This is a genomic window from Pseudomonas sp. PAMC 29040, assembly GCF_003994535.1.
GTDB classification, from domain to species: domain Bacteria; phylum Pseudomonadota; class Gammaproteobacteria; order Pseudomonadales; family Pseudomonadaceae; genus Aquipseudomonas; species Aquipseudomonas paraversuta.
Window position 1 is genome coordinate 283,932 of record NZ_RZAA01000001.1, and the last position, 17,013, is coordinate 300,944.

Here is a 17,013-nt window from a genome sequence, read left to right on the forward strand (position 1 = left end):
GTTTGGACGCGAGAAATGCTTTCCTGAATAACAGCTGTCTAGCCCTTAAAAGCATGGGACCTTGATCGAACTTTCATAGGTTTTTCACAACTCTGCGTTTAACGTATGCTCATTCCTGCGACGGAAGTACGCAAAAGTCTGCAACAAAATCATGCAGATAACGTAGTCCGATGACTTTACCTTTAGACGTAATAGTCTTTACTCCACGTGCACGCGAGCCTTGGCCTGCGCGCAAGTAGATCGACTTTTACCGAGTCGTCTTGTGCCATTGAAACTGACTGGAACGAATAATTTGAAACCCTACCCTATCCAGTGCGTGTCGATCGTCATACCGGTCTACAACGAAGAGCAGAGTCTTCCTGAGCTATTGCGCCGTACTGAAGCAGCCTGTGCACAGTTGACGCAGGCCTATGAAATCGTTCTGGTCGATGACGGCAGCCGGGATCAATCGGCGCAAATCCTCGAGGACGCGGCTGCACGCGAAGGCAGCCCGGTAGTTGCGGTAATTCTCAATCGTAACTATGGGCAACATGCTGCGATCATGGCGGGCTTCGAGCATTCCAAAGGCGATGTTGTCATCACTCTGGACGCCGACCTGCAAAATCCGCCGGAAGAAATCCCGCGCCTGGTCGCCCAGGCAGCCCTGGGCTACGACGTGGTCGGCACAGTGCGCAACAATCGTCAGGACTCCGCCTGGCGCCGCTGGCCGTCACGGCTGATCAACCTGGCCGTGCAACGCTCGACAGGTGTTGCCATGAGCGATTACGGCTGCATGCTGCGCTGCTATCGCCGCTCCATCGTTGAGGCCATGCTCGCCTGTCGCGAACGCAGTACGTTTATCCCGATTCTCGCCAACAGTTTTGCCCGGCACACCACTGAAGTGCTGGTCGAACATGCCGAGCGCGAACACGGTGATTCCAAGTACAGCCCCATGCGCCTGATCAACCTGATGTTCGACCTGATCACCTGCATGACCACCACACCTTTGCGTCTGCTGAGCATCATCGGTTTCAGCATGGCGGTACTGGGCGTGCTGTTCGCCATTGCCTTGATCATGCTGCGTCTGATCTTCGGCGCCTCGTGGGCCGGACACGGCACCTTCGTACTGTTTGCAGTGCTGTTCGTGTTTACCGGCGGCCAATTTATCGGCATGGGGCTACTGGGCGAATACCTGGGCCGCATGTACAGCGATGTGCGGGCCCGGCCACGGTTTTTCATTGAAAAAATCGTTCGCGCCGAACCTGCAACTTCTACCGTTTCAACTTGCACCCCGACTTCTTCAACTTCGACACAGGTTCAATCATGAGTTTGAAAGCCGTTGTTTTCGCCTATCACGATATTGGCTGCACAGGCATTGAAGCCTTGCTCAATGCAGGCTACGAAATTGCTGCGGTGTTTACCCATGCCGATGACCCGAAAGAAAATAACTTTTATGGTTCGGTCGCCCAGCTGTGTGCCCGCAAAGGCATTCCGGTACATGCACCGGAAGACGCCAACCATCCGCTGTGGATCGAACGTATCCGCAAGCTGAACGCCGACTACATTTTCTCGTTTTACTACCGCAACCTGTTGGGCGAAGAGTTGCTGGCCAGCGTCAGCCAGGGTGCTTTCAACCTGCACGGCTCGTTGCTGCCGCGCTACCGCGGCCGCGCTCCGGCGAACTGGGTACTGGTCAAGGGCGAAACCGAAACCGGCGTGACCCTGCACCGTATGGTCAAACGAGCCGACGCAGGCGACATTCTGGCGCAACAACGGATCAGCATCGAACGCACCGACACCGCACTGACCCTGCACGGCAAATTGCGCGAAACCGCTGCCCAGTTGCTGGCCGAAGCCCTGCCGCTGCTGCCCCAGGGCAAGCTCAAGGAAACCCCGCAAGACGAATCCAAAGCCACCTACTTTGGTCGTCGCACGCCAGCTGATGGCCTGCTGCAGTGGGCACGCCCTGCAGAAGAGCTGTTCAATCTGGTTCGGGCTGTTACTCAACCTTATCCGGGGGCCTTCTGTGCAGTGGGCGAGCACAAACTGATCGTCTGGGGCGCCGAAGTGGTTGCCGGTAACCAGGGCCACGCACCGGGCCAGGTCATCAGTTGCGATCCGCTGCGCATCGCATGTGGTCAGGACTCGCTGGTAGTGACTGCCGGTCAGCGCAATGAAAACGGCCTGTACCTGAGCGGCCCGCAACTGGCCCGGGAACTGGGTCTGGTAGAAGGTTCGCGTCTGCGCGGTAGCGAGTCGGGTCGCAAGGCCCGCCGTACCCGCGTCCTGATCCTGGGGGTTAACGGCTTTATCGGTAACCACCTGTCCGAGCGCCTGCTGCAGGACGACCAGTACGAAGTTTACGGTCTGGATATCGGTTCTGACGCCATTGAGCGTCTGCGCAGCCACCCGAACTTCCACTTTGTGGAAGGTGATATCAGCATCCACACCGAGTGGATCGAGTACCACATCAAAAAATGCGACGTGGTTCTGCCGCTGGTGGCCATCGCCACGCCAATCGAATACACCCGCAACCCGTTGCGTGTATTCGAACTGGACTTCGAGGAAAACCTCAAGCTGGTGCGCTACTGCGTCAAATACAACAAGCGTGTGATCTTCCCGTCCACGTCCGAAGTGTATGGCATGTGCCAGGACAAGAACTTCGACGAAGACACGTCCAACCTGATTGTTGGCCCGATCAACAAACAGCGCTGGATCTACTCGGTCTCCAAGCAACTGCTGGACCGCGTGATCTGGGCCTACGGCCAGAAAGGCCTGAAGTTCACCCTGTTCCGTCCATTTAACTGGATGGGCCCGCGTCTCGACCGTCTGGACTCGGCACGGGTTGGCAGCTCGCGCGCCATCACTCAGCTGATCCTGCACCTCGTGGAAGGCACCCCGATTCGTCTGGTAGACGGCGGCGAACAAAAACGCTGCTTCACCGACGTGGCCGATGGTATCGAAGCTCTGGCGCGCATCATCGACAACAAAGGCGGCAAGTGCGACGGCCAGATCATCAACATTGGCAACCCGGAAAACGAAGCCAGTATCCGTGAACTGGGTGAAGAGTTGCTGCGTCAGTTCGAAGCGCATCCGCTGCGTGACAACTTCCCGCCATTTGCCGGTTTCCGCGATGTTGAAAGCCAGTCGTTCTACGGCACCGGCTATCAGGACGTGAGCCACCGCAAGCCAAGCGTCGAGAACGCCCGTCGCCTGATCGACTGGACCCCGACGACCGAACTCAGCGAAACCATTGGCAAGACCCTGGATTTCTTCCTGCGTGAAGCCATGGTTGAAATCGCGGAAAAACGCTAATGCAAGCTGGACTGCGCATAGATGTCGATACCTACCGTGGAACCCGAGAAGGGGTTCCGCGGTTGCTCGAACTGCTCGATGAAGCCCAGATCAAGGCCACGTTTTTTTTCAGCGTGGGGCCTGACAATATGGGCCGCCATTTATGGCGGCTGATCAAGCCCCAGTTTTTCTGGAAGATGATGCGTTCCAAGGCCGCCAGCCTCTATGGCTGGGATATTTTGCTGGCCGGCACTGCCTGGCCAGGAAAGCCCATCGGCAAGGATCTGGGGCATTTAATGCGCCAGACCCTGGCTGCGGGCCATGAGGTCGGCTTGCATGCCTGGGATCACCATGGCTGGCAAGCCAACACCGGGCGCTGGAGCGAGGCGCAACTGATCGAGCAGATCCGGCGCGGCGTCGACACCTTGAGCGACATTACCGGCCAGGCGGTCGAATGTTCGGCCGCCGCCGGCTGGCGTGCAGACGAGCGCGTAGTCCAGGCCAAGGAAACCTTTGGCTTTCGTTACAACAGTGATTGCCGCGGGCACAGTCTGTTTCGGCCAAGGTTGGCCGACGGCAGCCTGGGCGCGCCGCAAATCCCTGTGGATCTACCCACTTTCGATGAAGTGGTCGGGCCAGAGCTGAGTGCCGCCGACTTCAATTCATACATTCTTGATCGCTTCAGCCCACAAAAGCTGAATGCGTACACTATCCACGCTGAAGTAGAAGGGATTCTGATGGCTAACGACTTCCGTCAATTACTGGCGCAGGCCCGTACCCGTGACATTCATTTCCAGCCCTTGCGGGATTTGCTGCCCGCCGATCCCGACAGTATTGCAGCCGGACAATTGAGCCGGGGCGTACTGGACGGGCGTGAAGGCTGGCTGGGAGTGCAGAAACCATGACTCAGCGCTGGACGATACCGCTTCTGGTTCTGGCTTTTATCGCGTTTTATCTGTTGCCGCTGGGCACCCACGGTTTGTGGATCCCGGACGAAACACGCTACGCGCAAATCGGCCAGCAAATTCTGGTCGACGGCAACTGGATCACCCCGCACTTCATGGACTTGCGTTACTTCGAGAAGCCGATTGCGGGCTACTGGATGATCGCCATAGGCCAGGCCATTTTTGGCGAAAACCTGTTCGGCGTGCGCATAGCCTCCGCCGTTGCCACCGGCCTCAGCGTGTTTCTGGCCTATGTCGTGGCCCGCCGTTTGTGGAATGACCCGCGCAAGAGCTTTGCCTGCGCCCTGGTCTACATGACATTCGGCCTGATCGCCGGCCAGGCGGGTTACTCGAACCTCGACCCGCAGTTCACTCTGTGGGTTAACTTGAGTCTGGTCGCGTTGTGGTTTGCGGTTGACAGCAGCACCCGGCGCGATCGCCTGATCAGTTGGGCTGTACTGGGTTTTGCCTGTGGCATGGGCTTTATGACCAAAGGCTTTCTGGCCCTGCTGTTGCCGGTGTTGATTGCCCTGCCCTACATGATCTGGCAAAAGCGCTTTGTCGAGCTGGTCAAATACGGTCTGGTGGCCATGCTGGTTGCCGCCCTTGTATCGCTGCCCTGGGTCCTCGCCGTTCACGCCCAGGAGCCTGACTACTGGCGCTTCTTCTTTTGGCACGAGCATATTCGCCGTTTTGCCGGTGACGATGCCCAGCACGGTCGCCCGTGGTGGTTCTATCTGCCGCTGCTGGTGGTTTCCAGCCTGCCCTGGGCAGCCCTGTTGCCCGTTACGTTCAAGGATGCGTGGCAGAACAAGCGCCATGCCAGCGTAGTTTTCGTGTCGCTATGGTTTCTGCTGCCGCTGGCCTTGTTCAGTCTGAGCAAAGGCAAGTTACCGACCTACATCATGCCCTGCATGTTGCCCCTGGCTCTGTTGCTGGGCCACGGGATGATCCAGCGGGTAGAACAGGCCAAAACCGGTGCCTTGCGCTTTAACGGCCTGGTCAACTTGCTGGTGGGCAGTGCGGGACTGGCGGCCCTGATCTACTTCCAGATCAAGAAACCGTTCTATGACAACGAGCCGCAACACATGGCGTTGCTGGTCGGCGTGCTGCTGACGTGGATCGTCACCGGCCTGCTGACACTTTCCCGGCCGCTGAAGATGTGGGCGGCGCCTGCCCTGGCTATGGGGGTTCTGGTGCTTGCGTTACCAGCCAGCATGCCCAGCAGCGTTGTGCACAACAAAATGCCCGATCAGTTCATTCTTGAGCATGTCCAGGAGCTGTCCCAGGCCAAAACCTTGCTCAGCAACGATCTGGGTGCAGCCTCTGCCTTGTCCTGGCGCCTGCGCCGCCCCGATGTGACGCTGTACAACACCCAGGGTGAAGTCAAATACGGCCTGACCTATGACGATGCCAAAGGCAAAAGCATTGCGTTGGCCGACATTGGCCCGTGGATGACTGAAGCGCGACGCCAGGGTCCGGTGGGCGTGGTAATGCGGGTCAAGGACAGCGATGAAAGCCATGAAATGGACATGCTGCCTGAAGATGGCCAGCGTTATGACGACGGCAACATGGTGATTCTGATCTTCCCGCAGAGCGCCCAATGACATTTGCACTTCTGTTGCTGGCCTGCCTGCTGACCTGCGCAGGCCAGATTGCCCAAAAATACGCAGTCGAAAGCTGGCGCGGCCCCGAGTCCGGGGTTGCGCAAAAGCTGCAATCGCCCTGGCTGTGGCTGGCACTGCTGTGCCTGGGCTTCGGTTTGCTGGTATGGCTGCTGGTACTGCAACGGCTTGAAGTCGGGGTTGCCTACCCGATGCTCAGCCTGAATTTTGTGCTGATCACCCTGGTAGCCCGCTATCTGTTCAAAGAACACATCGATCGGCGTCACTGGATAGGTGTAGGGCTGGTAATTGCCGGTGTGGTCCTGTTAGGACAGCACACATGAGCCTGCGCCGTGGATTTGTCTTTGCCTCGGCCAGCGTGTTGCTGGTCAGCACGGCCCAACTGGGCATGCGCTGGAGCATGACCCGCCTGCCGGAACCTGCTCAATGGCTGAGCGCGATCAGTCAGGGGGAGGTATCAGTGCCGGCGCTGGGTGTGGTTTTTGCGGCCATCATGGCCTACGCGCTATCGATGCTCTGCTGGCTGCTGGCCTTGCGGGACTTGCCCCTGGGCCGCGCCTATTCGCTGTTAAGCATCAGTTACGCCCTGGTGTACCTGCTGGCCGCCAGCCTGCCGGTGTTCCATGAAAGCTTCACCCTTTCGAAAACCCTTGGTGTGACCTTGGTCATTCTGGGGGTACTAACGATCAACTCTCGACGTACCCCAAGTTCCAGGAACTGCGCATGAAAATCAGTGTATTTGGTAGTGGTTATGTAGGCCTGGTGCAGGCGACGGTATTGGCGGAAGTCGGCCACGATGTGATCTGCATGGACATCGACCAGAAGAAGGTCGAACTGCTGCAACAAGGTCATGTCAGTATTTTTGAACCGGGACTCTCCAGCCTCGTGCGGGATAACCTTGAAAGCAAGCGCCTGCGATTTACCAGCGATGAGAAACTCGCGGTTGAGCACGGCCAGGTGCTGTTTATCGCCGTGGGCACCCCGCCCAGCGAAGACGGTTCGGCAGACCTGGGCGCAGTATTCTCGGTCGGAGACGCAGTCGCCCGCCATCGCGTTAAACCGTTGATCCTGGTAGAAAAATCCACCGTTCCAGTAGGCACCGGCGACGCCCTGACGATCCATATCAATAAAGCGCTGAGCCAGACCGGGCGCTCGTTGCAATTCGACGTCGTGTCCAACCCCGAATTCCTCAAGGAAGGCTCGGCAGTGACTGACTGCCGCCGTCCGGATCGCATCATCATCGGCTGCGCCCGTGAAGAAGTGCGCGAAGTGATGCGCGACCTTTACGCCCCGTTCAACCGCAACCATGACCGTATTATTTTCATGGACCTGCGCAGCGCCGAGCTGACCAAATACGCCGCCAACTGCATGCTCGCCACCAAGATCAGCTTTATCAACCAGATTGCCGAACTGGCAGAGCACCTGGGGGCCGACATTGAAGCAGTGCGCCTGGGCATCGGTGCCGATACCCGCATCGGCTACCACTTTATTTACCCTGGCTGCGGCTATGGCGGCTCGTGTTTCCCCAAAGACATGCGCGCGCTGATCCACAGTGCCCAGCAAGTCAATTGCTCCAGCGACCTGCTGCAGGCGGTTGAAGCCATCAACGAACGCCAGAAGCACAAGCTGTTCGATCGCATCAACGGGTTCTTCAAAGGTGATCTGAAAGGTAAAACCTTCGCCCTGTGGGGCCTGGCGTTCAAACCCAATACCGACGACATGCGCGATGCACCGAGCCGCGTATTGATGCAGGCACTGTGGGATGCCGGCGCCGACGTTCGCGCATTCGACCCTGAAGCCATGCAGGAAACCCAACGGTTGTACGCTGACGAACCGCGCCTGAGCCTGATGGGGACTCCGGAATCGACCCTCAACGGAGCCGACGCACTGATCGTGTGTACCGAGTGGCAACAATTCAAGGCGCCGGACTTTGATCTGATCAAGGCCCGCCTCAAAACCCCGGTGATCTTCGACGGACGCAACCTGTATGACGGCGAGCGTCTGGCGCGTGCAGGGTTGCAGTACTACCCGATGGGGCGTGGCGAGTCCTGCAACTTGCCAGTGTCCCAAGGTTCAACGACCGTTTGATGAAATGACAGCGCCGCCATTGGCAACAATGGCGGCGCTTTTTTTTTGTACTGTTTTGAGGCAGGGAAACTCGAGATGCAGGCCAATTATTCTTCCAGCAGTTTACGTGCACTGCACCGTCAGTCATTGATTTTAGGCGCACTGGCACTGGTGCTGTTCATCTTGGGTGAACCGCAACTGGCGGCGATCGGTTTTGATTCGCGCTTTGTAATGTTTGCCAAGGAAATGCTGCGTCACGGCCCGGGCTTTTTCCCGACCACCTACGGCCAGCCATATGCTGACTACAGCGCCACTTCGACTCTGTTCACCTGGTTATTGTCCTTGCCGTCTGGACAGGTGACCAGCCTCACCGCATGGCTGCCCACAGCCATTGCCGGTGCGCTGATTGTTACTTTGATGTATCGCCTGGTCGCACCGCAGTCCAGGACCTGGGCGCTGGTCAGTGTGGCGCTGTTGCTGCTGAGCATGACCTTTGTCACCGAAACCCGTGCCGTCTCCCTGGATCAAATGCTTGCAGCCGTCAGCCTGGCAGCGTTTTATCTGGCCTATGCACACGACCATTTTTCTGCACCGCGCCGGCATCACTGGCTACTGCTTTTGCTGGTACTGGGGTTTGCCATACGCGGCCCGATTGGCCTTGTCATTCCCACCGGCATGCTCTGCAGTTACTACCTGCTCAGCGGTCAATGGCGCCGGCTGATCAGCGTTGGCCTGCAAGCGCTGGTACTGCTGGCTGTGTGCATAGGTACCCTGTTGTTGCTGGCCTGGATCAGCGGCGGTGAGGCCTTCGTCCATGAAGTGATCCGCATGCAAGTGACTGGCCGCATGGACGGTACCGAAGGTGCGAGCAGCACCCTGTATTACTTCACCAGTTCCATGGGCAACTACGCACTGGCGTACCCGCTGGCGGTGTTGGTACTGGTGGCGACCCTGATCATCGGGCGCAAGCAATCGGGCCCGGGGCTGCAGCTGGTCAAATACTGCGTGGGCGCCGGCTTGATCGTAATGATCGGGCTGTCGATCCCGCAGGCGAAAAAAGCCCGTTACTTGCTGCCCATGTTGCCGATGGCGGCGATCATTGCGGCGTATCCGTTTCAAGGTTTGCAGGGACGGGTCTATGCCGGGCTGCGCGGTTTGATTCAGGGGCTTTTCCTGCTATTGCCCGCGTTGTTGATGGTGGGCCTGATCATTGTGCGCAAACGCTTTGACGACCAGCTGCCTTCATTGACTGCGATCTTTATGGTGCTGGGCGTGCTGCAAGTGGCGGCGCTGGCCCTGCTGTTCAAGGCGCAATGGCGAACGGGCGGTTTGGCGGCATGCGCCGTTCTGGCGTTGTGGGCCTGCTTCATCATGGTGTTCGAACCGGTGGAGCGCGAACAGTATGACACCCGTAACTTTACCGAAAACGCCATGCGCATGATCGACCGCGAGCCTGCCCCGCTAGTACTGCACGGCATGGGCAAAGACGCCAAGGCCATCAAGTTCATGGTCAATGTCAATCGCGACCTGCTGCCGCTGTTCACCCGGACCGACGCCGAGCTGGAGGCCCTGCCAGCCCCGGTATGGATCGTTATGGACCGCAAGGATTATCAGGGGCTGCAAGGCACAGCCTTGGGCAATGTAGTACCGGCGTTGAGTGGTCGCTTCGACAAGAATGACTACGTGTTGCTGCACATCCCTTGAACCTGTAGTCGCTGACGAGGCACCAAGGCTGCGATCGCTTTGCGCAGCCTTCGGCCCTCATCAGCGACGATGTGAATCCTGCTAGAGCTGCCACCTGCCTGCAGGTACAATCCCCGCCCTTCTTCACTCATCCCGGAAATGCCAATGTCAGGGCTCGAACTGTTTGCCGCCGCGCTTGGCGTCATCGCCGTCTGGTTAACAGTCAAACAAAACCCCTGGTGCTGGCCCATCGGCCTGGTGATGGTGCTGCTGTATAGCTGGATATTCTTCGGCATGAAGCTGTACTCGGGCATGCTCCTGCAAGTCTTCTTTGCCCTGCTGCAAGTTTATGGCTGGTGGCAGTGGACCCGCGCCGGGACACAGCACGAGGGCCGTGTGGTTACCCGGTTAAGCCCTTTGCAAGTCCTCGCGGGCCTCAGCGCCGGCGCTGTTGGCAGTCTGGTTCTGGGCGCGGCAATGGCCCGCTGGACTGACTCCGGCGTCCCTTGGCAAGATGCAGCGCTGACCGCATTCAGCCTGGTCGCGCAATTGTGGATGGCACAAAAGCGCCTGCAATGCTGGGCCCTGTGGTTTGTCATCGACGTGCTCTACATCCTGTTCTTTGCCTGGCAAGAGCTGTACCTGACAGCAGGCCTGTATGCACTGTTCACGGTTATTGCCATTCAGGGCTGGCGTGACTGGCGCCGCGATCCGGCGCTGCGCACATGAAGGTGGTCGTACTGGCGGGGCCGGAGTCGAGTGGCAAAAGCTGGCTGGCGGCGCTCTTGCAGCAGCGATTTGGCGGCGTACTGGTGGGAGAATACGTTCGTTATTTTATCGAGCAAAACCCCCGGGACACCTGCCTGGCCGATATTCCGGCGATTGCTGCAGGTCAACTGCAATGGGAGGATCAAGCCCGTGCCCAACAGCCAGAACTGCTGATTCTGGACACCCATTTGTTGAGCAACATCCTGTGGAGCCAGACCCTGTTTGGCGACTGCCCGGCATGGCTTGAACCCGAACTTCTCAGCCGGCATTACGACCTGCACTTGCTGCTGTCACCCGACGATGTGGAATGGATACCCGACGGCCAGCGTTGCCAGCCATCTCTGGCTGAACGCCAAAGGTTTTTCGCTGCCAGCCTTCAGTGGCTGGAGCACCACCATCAACCCCTGCAAATCATCAGAGGTGACTGGCAGGCCCGTCAGCAACAAGCTTGTGCCGCGGTTGAACACTTGCTGGCGCAATAAGAATTTTTAGGAAAACTCTTAACAAATTCAGAGCATTCCTAGATCCAGCAGCAACTGGAAGTTTTACCTTGAGGCCAGTCGTCAAACATTTGACGACGGGCTATCTCAACCTCAAGGAAAATAATGAAATCAATATTCTTTGTCTCGGGTGTCTTTGGCGCCATGTCCCTGGCCTTTGCGGCCAACGCCCTGGCTCAATCTGACAGCCGTCCTGCACCGTTGGCCAATAGCAGCCAATGCTCACCAAGCAACCCGACCGGCCCTGGCTGCCCTCCATTTGGCGGCCCCGGCGACATTGGCGCCGAGTGCTGCCCGTTCAGCGATGAAAGCCTGAAAACCAAAGTCGTGCCGCTGACATCGGCTACCGAGAATCTGCTGAAGATTCAGGGCGTCACCTTCGAATGGAAAGATGGCGGGCGTAAGGACATCGGGGTTATCGCCCAGGAAGTGGCCAAGGTGTATCCACAGCTGACACGCACCAAGGATGGTTTGATGCAGGTCGACTACGACAAACTGGTGGCTCCACTGATCGAATCGATCCGCGAACTGAACCAGCGCATTGAAACCCTGGAAAAAGCCCAAGCCAAGTAAATAGCTGGGTGCATGACCGCTGCCTCCCCCCCTTCTGGTCGGTGGTCTGCACCCTGCATGGCTTACATATGTACGAAAGCTCATAAAAAGCCACCCTGTTTGTGAATCGAATTAAAAATGCGCAGCAGACGATATTGGCTTGTTTGAAGAGCGACTGATTGCCAGCCTAGGTAGTGCTCAATTAATAAATCCTCCAAGCCAAGGCAACTTATTCAGAAATCTCCAGTCTGTTAATCAGGACACCGGGAGTTTGCAATGGACACTGGAAAAGTTAGCGCTTCGAGCCGCCAATATGTCCATTCATGAAACACCGAGTTAGCCTGCAAGCCGATTATTGGCGGCGCCCTAAAATATCCTGAATAAATGTAACGTTTCTGAAACACCCCCTCTCTTATCAAGTGCAACGTAAACCCCTTGTTTCCCTCCGCAATAATAGCCTCGTGCTGTCTCATATTTGAAACATCGACGCCATGCACTGACTCATCACGCTCGGTGAGCACTTGTTTTTAATCACTTAATTTAAAGTGGCACAACTACTGCTCTTCCCTTCGTAGCGCCGACCAGGGCCAGCTCCAATAAAGAAGGAACACAATCATGGGGAATATATATCGTGGCAAACATCGCCTGCTGACAGCGTGCAGCCTGACTGTTCTGTTCGGTATCTACAGCACTGCTCAAGCAGGTGGTAATGGCGTGATTGTACTTACCCGCGATGTTCAACCTTTTGCAGTCGGCAACCCGGCCATGCATCCGGACCCTAACCCCACGACTGTAAACGCGAACCCCGCAGTGCGTATCACCAGTGCTTCCAGTGAGCTCAGTGATGGTGATTTCGCCAGTGTCAGCAGCGGTGCCTCAATTACCCACTCGATGATGCCCAACGGCAACGCTCTGCCAGGTTTGAATACAGCCAATGGCCTGCCAGGTATGGCCAGCGGTCATGGTGGTGGCAGCGGCGGTTCGATCAGCAACACCATCAATCGAAGCATCGAGCAGGGCATGAGCCCGCTCACCGCTCTGAGTCAGGGGAAATAACATCATGAACATTCCCCTGCCCTTGCTGGTTGCTGTGCTGCTTGCCAGTGCTCAGGTTCACGCAGCCTCCGATAACAACGCCGAAATCAACAATTCCGGCCTCAGCTACCGCGGCAACATTACGGTAAACCAGGCTGCGGGCGATCAACAGCAGCAGGTAAATAGCCGGGCAATTGCCATCGGCACCCAGGGCCTTGCCTCAACCCGGATCAGTCAGAAACTCAACACTGCGGCCGACCCTTCGCTCAATGCCAAGGCCGCGATACAGGGCAACTCATTCAGTAATGGCAGCGGTGTGCTGGGGGTCAACCAATCCTCCGGTGCCAACAATCAAATGATCAATGCAGTGCGGATCGGCATTAGTGCCCAGCCACAAGGCATCGATGACAGCGCTTTGTCACAGCAAAACGTGGCGCTGTTACCAGGCTCCGGAACCGTACTCCCCGTAAGTGGCAGCCGCCAGGTCGTTACCAGCGACCAGGCCTTCACCGGCAGCCGCGGGGTCGTGCAGTTAAACCAGAGTGCAGGGGTGGGGAACCGCATGGCTAACACCCTGAACGTCCGGGTTGCCGACTGACCCGATTACAACGCAGTGCAATTAGAAAGTGCCAACACGTAACTCAACTAATAAAGCACGGAGAATCACCATGAAACCTGTAATGGCTCTTAAACCGCTGGTTTTCGCTATTGCTGCACTTATGGCTGTTGCTGCCCAGGCGGGCGGAGGCGGAAATGGCAATGGCGGTGGAAACAATAACAACAATGATCAGTTGCTGACCCAGCTGCAATTAAGCGCAGGTGCAGCGGCCATGGTCCAGGATGGTCAAACCAGTGCAAACAACAAGGCACTCAACCAGGGCACACACAACCTCGCCAATGTGAACGGCTCGATCAACAACTCCAGCGGCAACATGGGCGCCAACGTCGCGGCAGGCGATGGCAACCAGCAGGATAATGCGGCGGCGCTGGCAACTGCTGATCAAAGCTTCATTTTTGGCAGTGCAGTGGCCGCGACGACGGCTGATCAGGGCAACTATGGCAACACCGTTAGAAACTACTCCGCGGTGAATGTCTCAAACCTTAACAATTCGGCCAACAATGGCTCCGGCAATGTCGGTGTCAACGTCACCACAGGTAGTTTCAACCAGCAGAAAAACAACCTGGCAATTGCCGTTTCAGGCGGTCGGGTTGCGGTTGCGGCAGCCTCGGCAGATCAAACCTCTACCAGCCTGAACGTGTCTAACAAGGCCGTTCAGACATACGACACCAAAAACCTGACGGCCAGTATCAATCTGCACGGCGCTTATCATGGCCAGGGTCAAGGTACTGTCGGGAGCAACAGTGGCGGTGGTGGCGGTAATCACAACAGTAGTGTTCAGGGCGGTAACGGCGGTGGTAACGGGGGCGGCAACAACGGTCCACAACCGCTCAAGTTTCATGAAGAAGGCACTTTCAGCCTCAGTGGCGTGGCGACTTATCAAGTGCTGACTCCAAGCGGCTGGACCAGCCCGACAATCAACCACGCATCGATGACCAATTCGATGAACAACTTCTCGGGTAACGGTGGCGCCAACGTGTCCTCGGGTGTGGGCAACCAACAAAGCAACTCGCTGTCAATCGCAGCAGGCTGCCGCGCCTGCATGTAACCGGGGCCTTCACAAGGGCCTCGATCCCGAGGCCCTTGTTTCAATTTTCAAGGCGTATCCATCATGCGCACGACCTCTCTCTTGCTGTTGCTCTGTATGGCCGGCATCACACAGGCCGCGCAGATGCCGGTTGCGGCCATGCCCGGCGGCAATCTGGTTTTCAAGCATGTACAGAGTATTCGCGAGCGTCGCTTTGCAGACATTGTTGAGCAAAAAACCGACTTCAGTTGTGGCGCAGCAGCTCTGGCAACTGTGCTGCGGCAGGCCTACTGGATGGACGTCAATGAAGACGAAATCATTAAAGGCATGTTGATCAATGCGGATCAAAAACTGGTACGTACCCAGGGGTTCTCAATGCTCGACATGAAGCGTTATCTCGAAAGTATCGGCATGCGGGCAAGGGGTTACCGGATCCCGGCGCAAAGCCTGGAAAGCGTCAATATTCCTGTCGTCGTCCTGCTGGAAATTCGAGGTTACAAGCATTTTGTAGTCATGCAGCGTGCACAAAAAGACTGGGTGTATATCGCCGACCCGGTGCTGGGACATAAACGCTTCTCACATGAAGACTTCGCCAAAGGCTGGAATGGCATTGTATTCGCCATTATTGGCCCCGGTTACGACAAGACCAACGCTTTGCTGAGTCCCCCTGCCCCACTGACCGTCAAGAACAAGCTCGATATGTTCAGCCCGGTCAAGGATGCAGAGCTAATGGATTTCGGGTTTATCCAGAGCGACTTTTTTTAAGTGCGCCAAAGATGACTATGGAGCCGCCCGCTCCTGGAGCAGCACATGAAAACGCCCTATTGGCTGATAGCCGCCTGTCTTGCCCTCAGCCTGCCAGCCCACGCAGCCTCGATATTCAAACCTGTGGAGCTCAAAGACAATGAAATGGCTGAATTGCGCGGGCGTTTTGTCATGCCCGGCCGGATCATCAGCTTCGGGATCGTCATGAGCAGTACCTGGGTCAGCAGCAAAGGGGATGTGGTCGGTGCAACCACGTCAATGCAACTGCAAAATACGGTCAAGCCACAGTTTTATGTATCGACCTACAGCGCCGCAGGGAACGGTACGCTAGCGGCCAAGGGTACCGGCATCGTCACGGGGGGCGCGGGGCTGAGTACGGGACAGGGGGTCACACAAAGCGTAAGGGCCGCCGGCGACAATAACAGCGCCTACAACAATGTTGACATCACTATCTCCCATGCCGGTCAAGCACCGGCGGTTAATCAGCAAGGCACATTATTAACGGAAAATAATTCCGTCTCAGTCGCCAGCGGTGCAGGTAATTTGACGGTATCGGCCTCGGGGGGCGGTATTCAAATGGCAATTGAGGCCAATAATAATCAAGGCGCCTCATTGCAACAAATCGCTCAAGGTGGTGTATTACAGAGCACAACTCTATTGGGCGCTGGTAATGCGATTACGAATATGACGCAACTTAATGTCGTCATGGGCGCTAATAGTCAGACCACCGTCGCTTCAAATTGTAATATTAATCAATTAATAGGCCTGCGCAACTTGGGATATTGAACTAGGCTCCCCCCTTACAATTAGAACCACTGGACGGCTTATTTCATGCACCGATTGTTTACCTTTCGCGCAGTTGTATGCATAAGCACTCTGTTTCCATCAGCCCTGCTGTATGCAGCCCCTGATGTTGATGTAGAGCAATTAAAACAAGAATTATTGGAGCTCCGTCAGCGTTACGATCTACAACAAAAGGCCTTGGCCGTACTCGAACAGCGTGTACGACAAGTAGAAGATCAACCGACAACACCGGTTCCTAAACGATTGGCCAAGTCGCCTGCAGACTTGACCGGCAACCAGAAAGTGGCCACGACCGGTAGCGGTGCAGCAGGCGGAAGTTCTTACGGAGAATCACTGAAAGATGATTCCGCACCCGCCAAAAGTGTGGTCAACCTTTACGACGAAGCCAGTGGCTTTTTTGGCGGTGGCAAGTTCAGTTTTGAATCCGGACTCACTTACTCCCATTACGATACCCGGCAGTTGATTCTCAATGGTTTTTTGGCCCTGGACTCAATATTCCTGGGCAATCTCAACCTGGATCGCATCAAGGCTGACACCTGGACTCTGGACCTTACCGGTCGATACAACTTCGACAACCGCTGGCAGTTCGACATTAACGTCCCCGTGGTTTATCGCGAATCGGCTTATCAGTCAGGGGGGGCCAATGGCGGTGATGCTCAAGCGACCTCCGAGCAGACCGTCACCCGCGACCCGACCATTGGCGACGTCAACGTTGGTGTGGCCTACAAGTTCCTCGACGAGTCGGCCAACACCCCGGATGCCGTCTTTACCGTGCGGGTGAAAGCGCCGACCGGCAAAGATCCGTTCGGCATCAAACTGATCCAGTCCGGGGCCAACACCAACATTTTCACTCCGGAAGACTTGCCCACCGGCAATGGCGTGTGGTCGATCAGCCCCGGCATCTCTCTGGTCAAAACCTTCGATCCCGCCGTGCTGTTCGGAACGCTGTCTTACACCCATAACCTTGAAGGCTCATTCGACGACATCAGTTCGACAGTCGGCCTGTCTCAGCCTGGCAAGGTCAAACTGGGCGACAGCTTCCAGCTGGGTGCCGGTGTGGCATTTGCCCTGAACGAAAAAATGAGCATGTCGTTCTCCGTGTCAGACCTGATTCAGAAAAAGAGCAAGCTCAAACAGGATGGTGGTGATTGGCAAACCGTCGCCACCAGCGATGCCAACGCAGGCTACTTCAACGTCGGTATGACCATTGCTGCAACCGACAAGCTGACCATCGTGCCCAATCTGTCCATAGGCCTGACAGAGGATGCTCCTGACTTCACCTTCAGTCTGAAATTCCCGTACTACTTCTAGGCTGCCCCCGGGCCCGCACGAAAAAAGACCCGCAGCAGAT

Annotated in this window: 17 protein-coding genes; all 17 read left to right on the forward strand. The window is 56.7% G+C overall.

Going from position 1 to position 17,013, the window contains the following annotated elements; genetic code table 11:
* Positions 1-292 precede the first annotated feature (292 nt).
* The 17 genes from arnC (at position 293) to WG29040_RS01295 (ending at position 16,973) form a co-directional block, all read left to right on the forward strand.
* On the forward strand, positions 293-1,306 hold the full coding sequence (arnC, locus tag WG29040_RS01215) for an undecaprenyl-phosphate 4-deoxy-4-formamido-L-arabinose transferase (protein WP_003445413.1): 1,014 nt from the start codon (positions 293-295) through the stop codon (positions 1,304-1,306).
* Positions 1,303-3,294 (forward strand): bifunctional UDP-4-amino-4-deoxy-L-arabinose formyltransferase/UDP-glucuronic acid oxidase ArnA, encoded by a 1,992-nt coding sequence (gene arnA, locus WG29040_RS01220; RefSeq protein WP_029612633.1) that lies wholly within the window; start codon positions 1,303-1,305, stop codon positions 3,292-3,294. The genes arnC and arnA overlap by 4 nt, the downstream gene beginning before the upstream one ends.
* Positions 3,294-4,178 (forward strand): 4-deoxy-4-formamido-L-arabinose-phosphoundecaprenol deformylase, encoded by an 885-nt coding sequence (arnD, locus tag WG29040_RS01225; protein WP_003445409.1) that lies wholly within the window; start codon positions 3,294-3,296, stop codon positions 4,176-4,178. Before arnA ends, arnD begins: the two co-directional genes overlap by 1 nt.
* Positions 4,175-5,824: a lipid IV(A) 4-amino-4-deoxy-L-arabinosyltransferase gene (gene arnT / locus WG29040_RS01230; RefSeq protein WP_010656535.1), complete on the forward strand. Its 1,650-nt coding sequence runs from the start codon at positions 4,175-4,177 to the stop codon at positions 5,822-5,824. The genes arnD and arnT overlap by 4 nt, the downstream gene beginning before the upstream one ends.
* Entirely contained in the window at positions 5,821-6,165 is a 345-nt protein-coding gene (arnE, locus tag WG29040_RS01235) for a 4-amino-4-deoxy-L-arabinose-phosphoundecaprenol flippase subunit ArnE (protein ID WP_003445404.1), read from the forward strand. Before arnT ends, arnE begins: the two co-directional genes overlap by 4 nt.
* Positions 6,162-6,569 (forward strand): 4-amino-4-deoxy-L-arabinose-phosphoundecaprenol flippase subunit ArnF, encoded by a 408-nt coding sequence (gene arnF, locus WG29040_RS01240; RefSeq protein WP_003445402.1) that lies wholly within the window; start codon positions 6,162-6,164, stop codon positions 6,567-6,569. The genes arnE and arnF overlap by 4 nt, the downstream gene beginning before the upstream one ends.
* A complete protein-coding gene (locus tag WG29040_RS01245; RefSeq protein ID WP_127195424.1) occupies positions 6,566-7,930 on the forward strand; it encodes a UDP-glucose/GDP-mannose dehydrogenase family protein in 1,365 nt (454 codons plus the stop codon). Before arnF ends, WG29040_RS01245 begins: the two co-directional genes overlap by 4 nt.
* A 75-nt stretch (positions 7,931-8,005) precedes the next feature.
* Entirely contained in the window at positions 8,006-9,613 is a 1,608-nt protein-coding gene (locus tag WG29040_RS01250; protein WP_127195425.1) for a glycosyltransferase family 39 protein, read from the forward strand.
* A 144-nt stretch (positions 9,614-9,757) separates the two neighbouring features.
* Positions 9,758-10,321, forward strand: a complete 564-nt coding sequence (gene pnuC, locus WG29040_RS01255; protein ID WP_003445396.1) for a nicotinamide riboside transporter PnuC — start codon at positions 9,758-9,760, stop codon at positions 10,319-10,321.
* The gene (locus WG29040_RS01260; protein ID WP_003445394.1) at positions 10,318-10,842 is read left to right on the forward strand and encodes an AAA family ATPase; all 525 of its coding nucleotides are present in this window, start codon (positions 10,318-10,320) and stop codon (positions 10,840-10,842) included. The genes pnuC and WG29040_RS01260 overlap by 4 nt, the downstream gene beginning before the upstream one ends.
* Positions 10,843-10,965: 123 nt before the next feature.
* The gene (locus WG29040_RS01265) at positions 10,966-11,433 is read left to right on the forward strand and encodes a tail fiber domain-containing protein (protein WP_127195426.1); all 468 of its coding nucleotides are present in this window, start codon (positions 10,966-10,968) and stop codon (positions 11,431-11,433) included.
* Between the two features lie 594 nt (positions 11,434-12,027).
* The gene (locus WG29040_RS01270; RefSeq protein WP_003445389.1) at positions 12,028-12,468 is read left to right on the forward strand and encodes a hypothetical protein; all 441 of its coding nucleotides are present in this window, start codon (positions 12,028-12,030) and stop codon (positions 12,466-12,468) included.
* A 4-nt stretch (positions 12,469-12,472) separates the two neighbouring features.
* On the forward strand, positions 12,473-13,045 hold the full coding sequence (locus WG29040_RS01275; RefSeq protein ID WP_127195427.1) for an adhesin: 573 nt from the start codon (positions 12,473-12,475) through the stop codon (positions 13,043-13,045).
* A gap of 70 nt (positions 13,046-13,115) precedes the next feature.
* Positions 13,116-14,114, forward strand: coding sequence for a heme utilization protein (locus WG29040_RS01280; protein ID WP_127195428.1), 999 nt, complete (start codon positions 13,116-13,118; stop codon positions 14,112-14,114).
* A gap of 63 nt (positions 14,115-14,177) precedes the next feature.
* Positions 14,178-14,858 (forward strand): C39 family peptidase, encoded by a 681-nt coding sequence (locus WG29040_RS01285; protein ID WP_003445386.1) that lies wholly within the window; start codon positions 14,178-14,180, stop codon positions 14,856-14,858.
* A gap of 45 nt (positions 14,859-14,903) precedes the next feature.
* On the forward strand, positions 14,904-15,644 hold the full coding sequence (locus WG29040_RS01290) for a hypothetical protein (RefSeq protein ID WP_127195429.1): 741 nt from the start codon (positions 14,904-14,906) through the stop codon (positions 15,642-15,644).
* Positions 15,645-15,689: 45 nt separating this feature from the next.
* Positions 15,690-16,973 (forward strand): transporter, encoded by a 1,284-nt coding sequence (locus tag WG29040_RS01295; RefSeq protein ID WP_127195430.1) that lies wholly within the window; start codon positions 15,690-15,692, stop codon positions 16,971-16,973.
* Positions 16,974-17,013 lie beyond the last annotated feature (40 nt).

Bases quoted from the DNA above. Each gene is read 5' to 3' on its own strand.
- arnA (WP_029612633.1), top strand. From the start codon at position 1,303: ATGAGTTTGAAAGCCGTTGTTTTCGCCTATCACGATATTGGCTGCACA.
- arnD (WP_003445409.1), top strand. From the start codon at position 3,294: ATGCAAGCTGGACTGCGCATAGATGTCGATACCTACCGTGGAACCCGA.
- arnT (WP_010656535.1), top strand. From the start codon at position 4,175: ATGACTCAGCGCTGGACGATACCGCTTCTGGTTCTGGCTTTTATCGCG.
- arnE (WP_003445404.1), top strand. From the start codon at position 5,821: ATGACATTTGCACTTCTGTTGCTGGCCTGCCTGCTGACCTGCGCAGGC.
- arnF (WP_003445402.1), top strand. From the start codon at position 6,162: ATGAGCCTGCGCCGTGGATTTGTCTTTGCCTCGGCCAGCGTGTTGCTG.
- WG29040_RS01245 (WP_127195424.1), top strand. From the start codon at position 6,566: ATGAAAATCAGTGTATTTGGTAGTGGTTATGTAGGCCTGGTGCAGGCG.
- WG29040_RS01250 (WP_127195425.1), top strand. From the start codon at position 8,006: ATGCAGGCCAATTATTCTTCCAGCAGTTTACGTGCACTGCACCGTCAG.
- pnuC (WP_003445396.1), top strand. From the start codon at position 9,758: ATGTCAGGGCTCGAACTGTTTGCCGCCGCGCTTGGCGTCATCGCCGTC.
- WG29040_RS01260 (WP_003445394.1), top strand. From the start codon at position 10,318: ATGAAGGTGGTCGTACTGGCGGGGCCGGAGTCGAGTGGCAAAAGCTGG.
- WG29040_RS01265 (WP_127195426.1), top strand. From the start codon at position 10,966: ATGAAATCAATATTCTTTGTCTCGGGTGTCTTTGGCGCCATGTCCCTG.
- WG29040_RS01270 (WP_003445389.1), top strand. From the start codon at position 12,028: ATGGGGAATATATATCGTGGCAAACATCGCCTGCTGACAGCGTGCAGC.
- WG29040_RS01275 (WP_127195427.1), top strand. From the start codon at position 12,473: ATGAACATTCCCCTGCCCTTGCTGGTTGCTGTGCTGCTTGCCAGTGCT.
- WG29040_RS01280 (WP_127195428.1), top strand. From the start codon at position 13,116: ATGAAACCTGTAATGGCTCTTAAACCGCTGGTTTTCGCTATTGCTGCA.
- WG29040_RS01285 (WP_003445386.1), top strand. From the start codon at position 14,178: ATGCGCACGACCTCTCTCTTGCTGTTGCTCTGTATGGCCGGCATCACA.
- WG29040_RS01290 (WP_127195429.1), top strand. From the start codon at position 14,904: ATGAAAACGCCCTATTGGCTGATAGCCGCCTGTCTTGCCCTCAGCCTG.
- WG29040_RS01295 (WP_127195430.1), top strand. From the start codon at position 15,690: ATGCACCGATTGTTTACCTTTCGCGCAGTTGTATGCATAAGCACTCTG.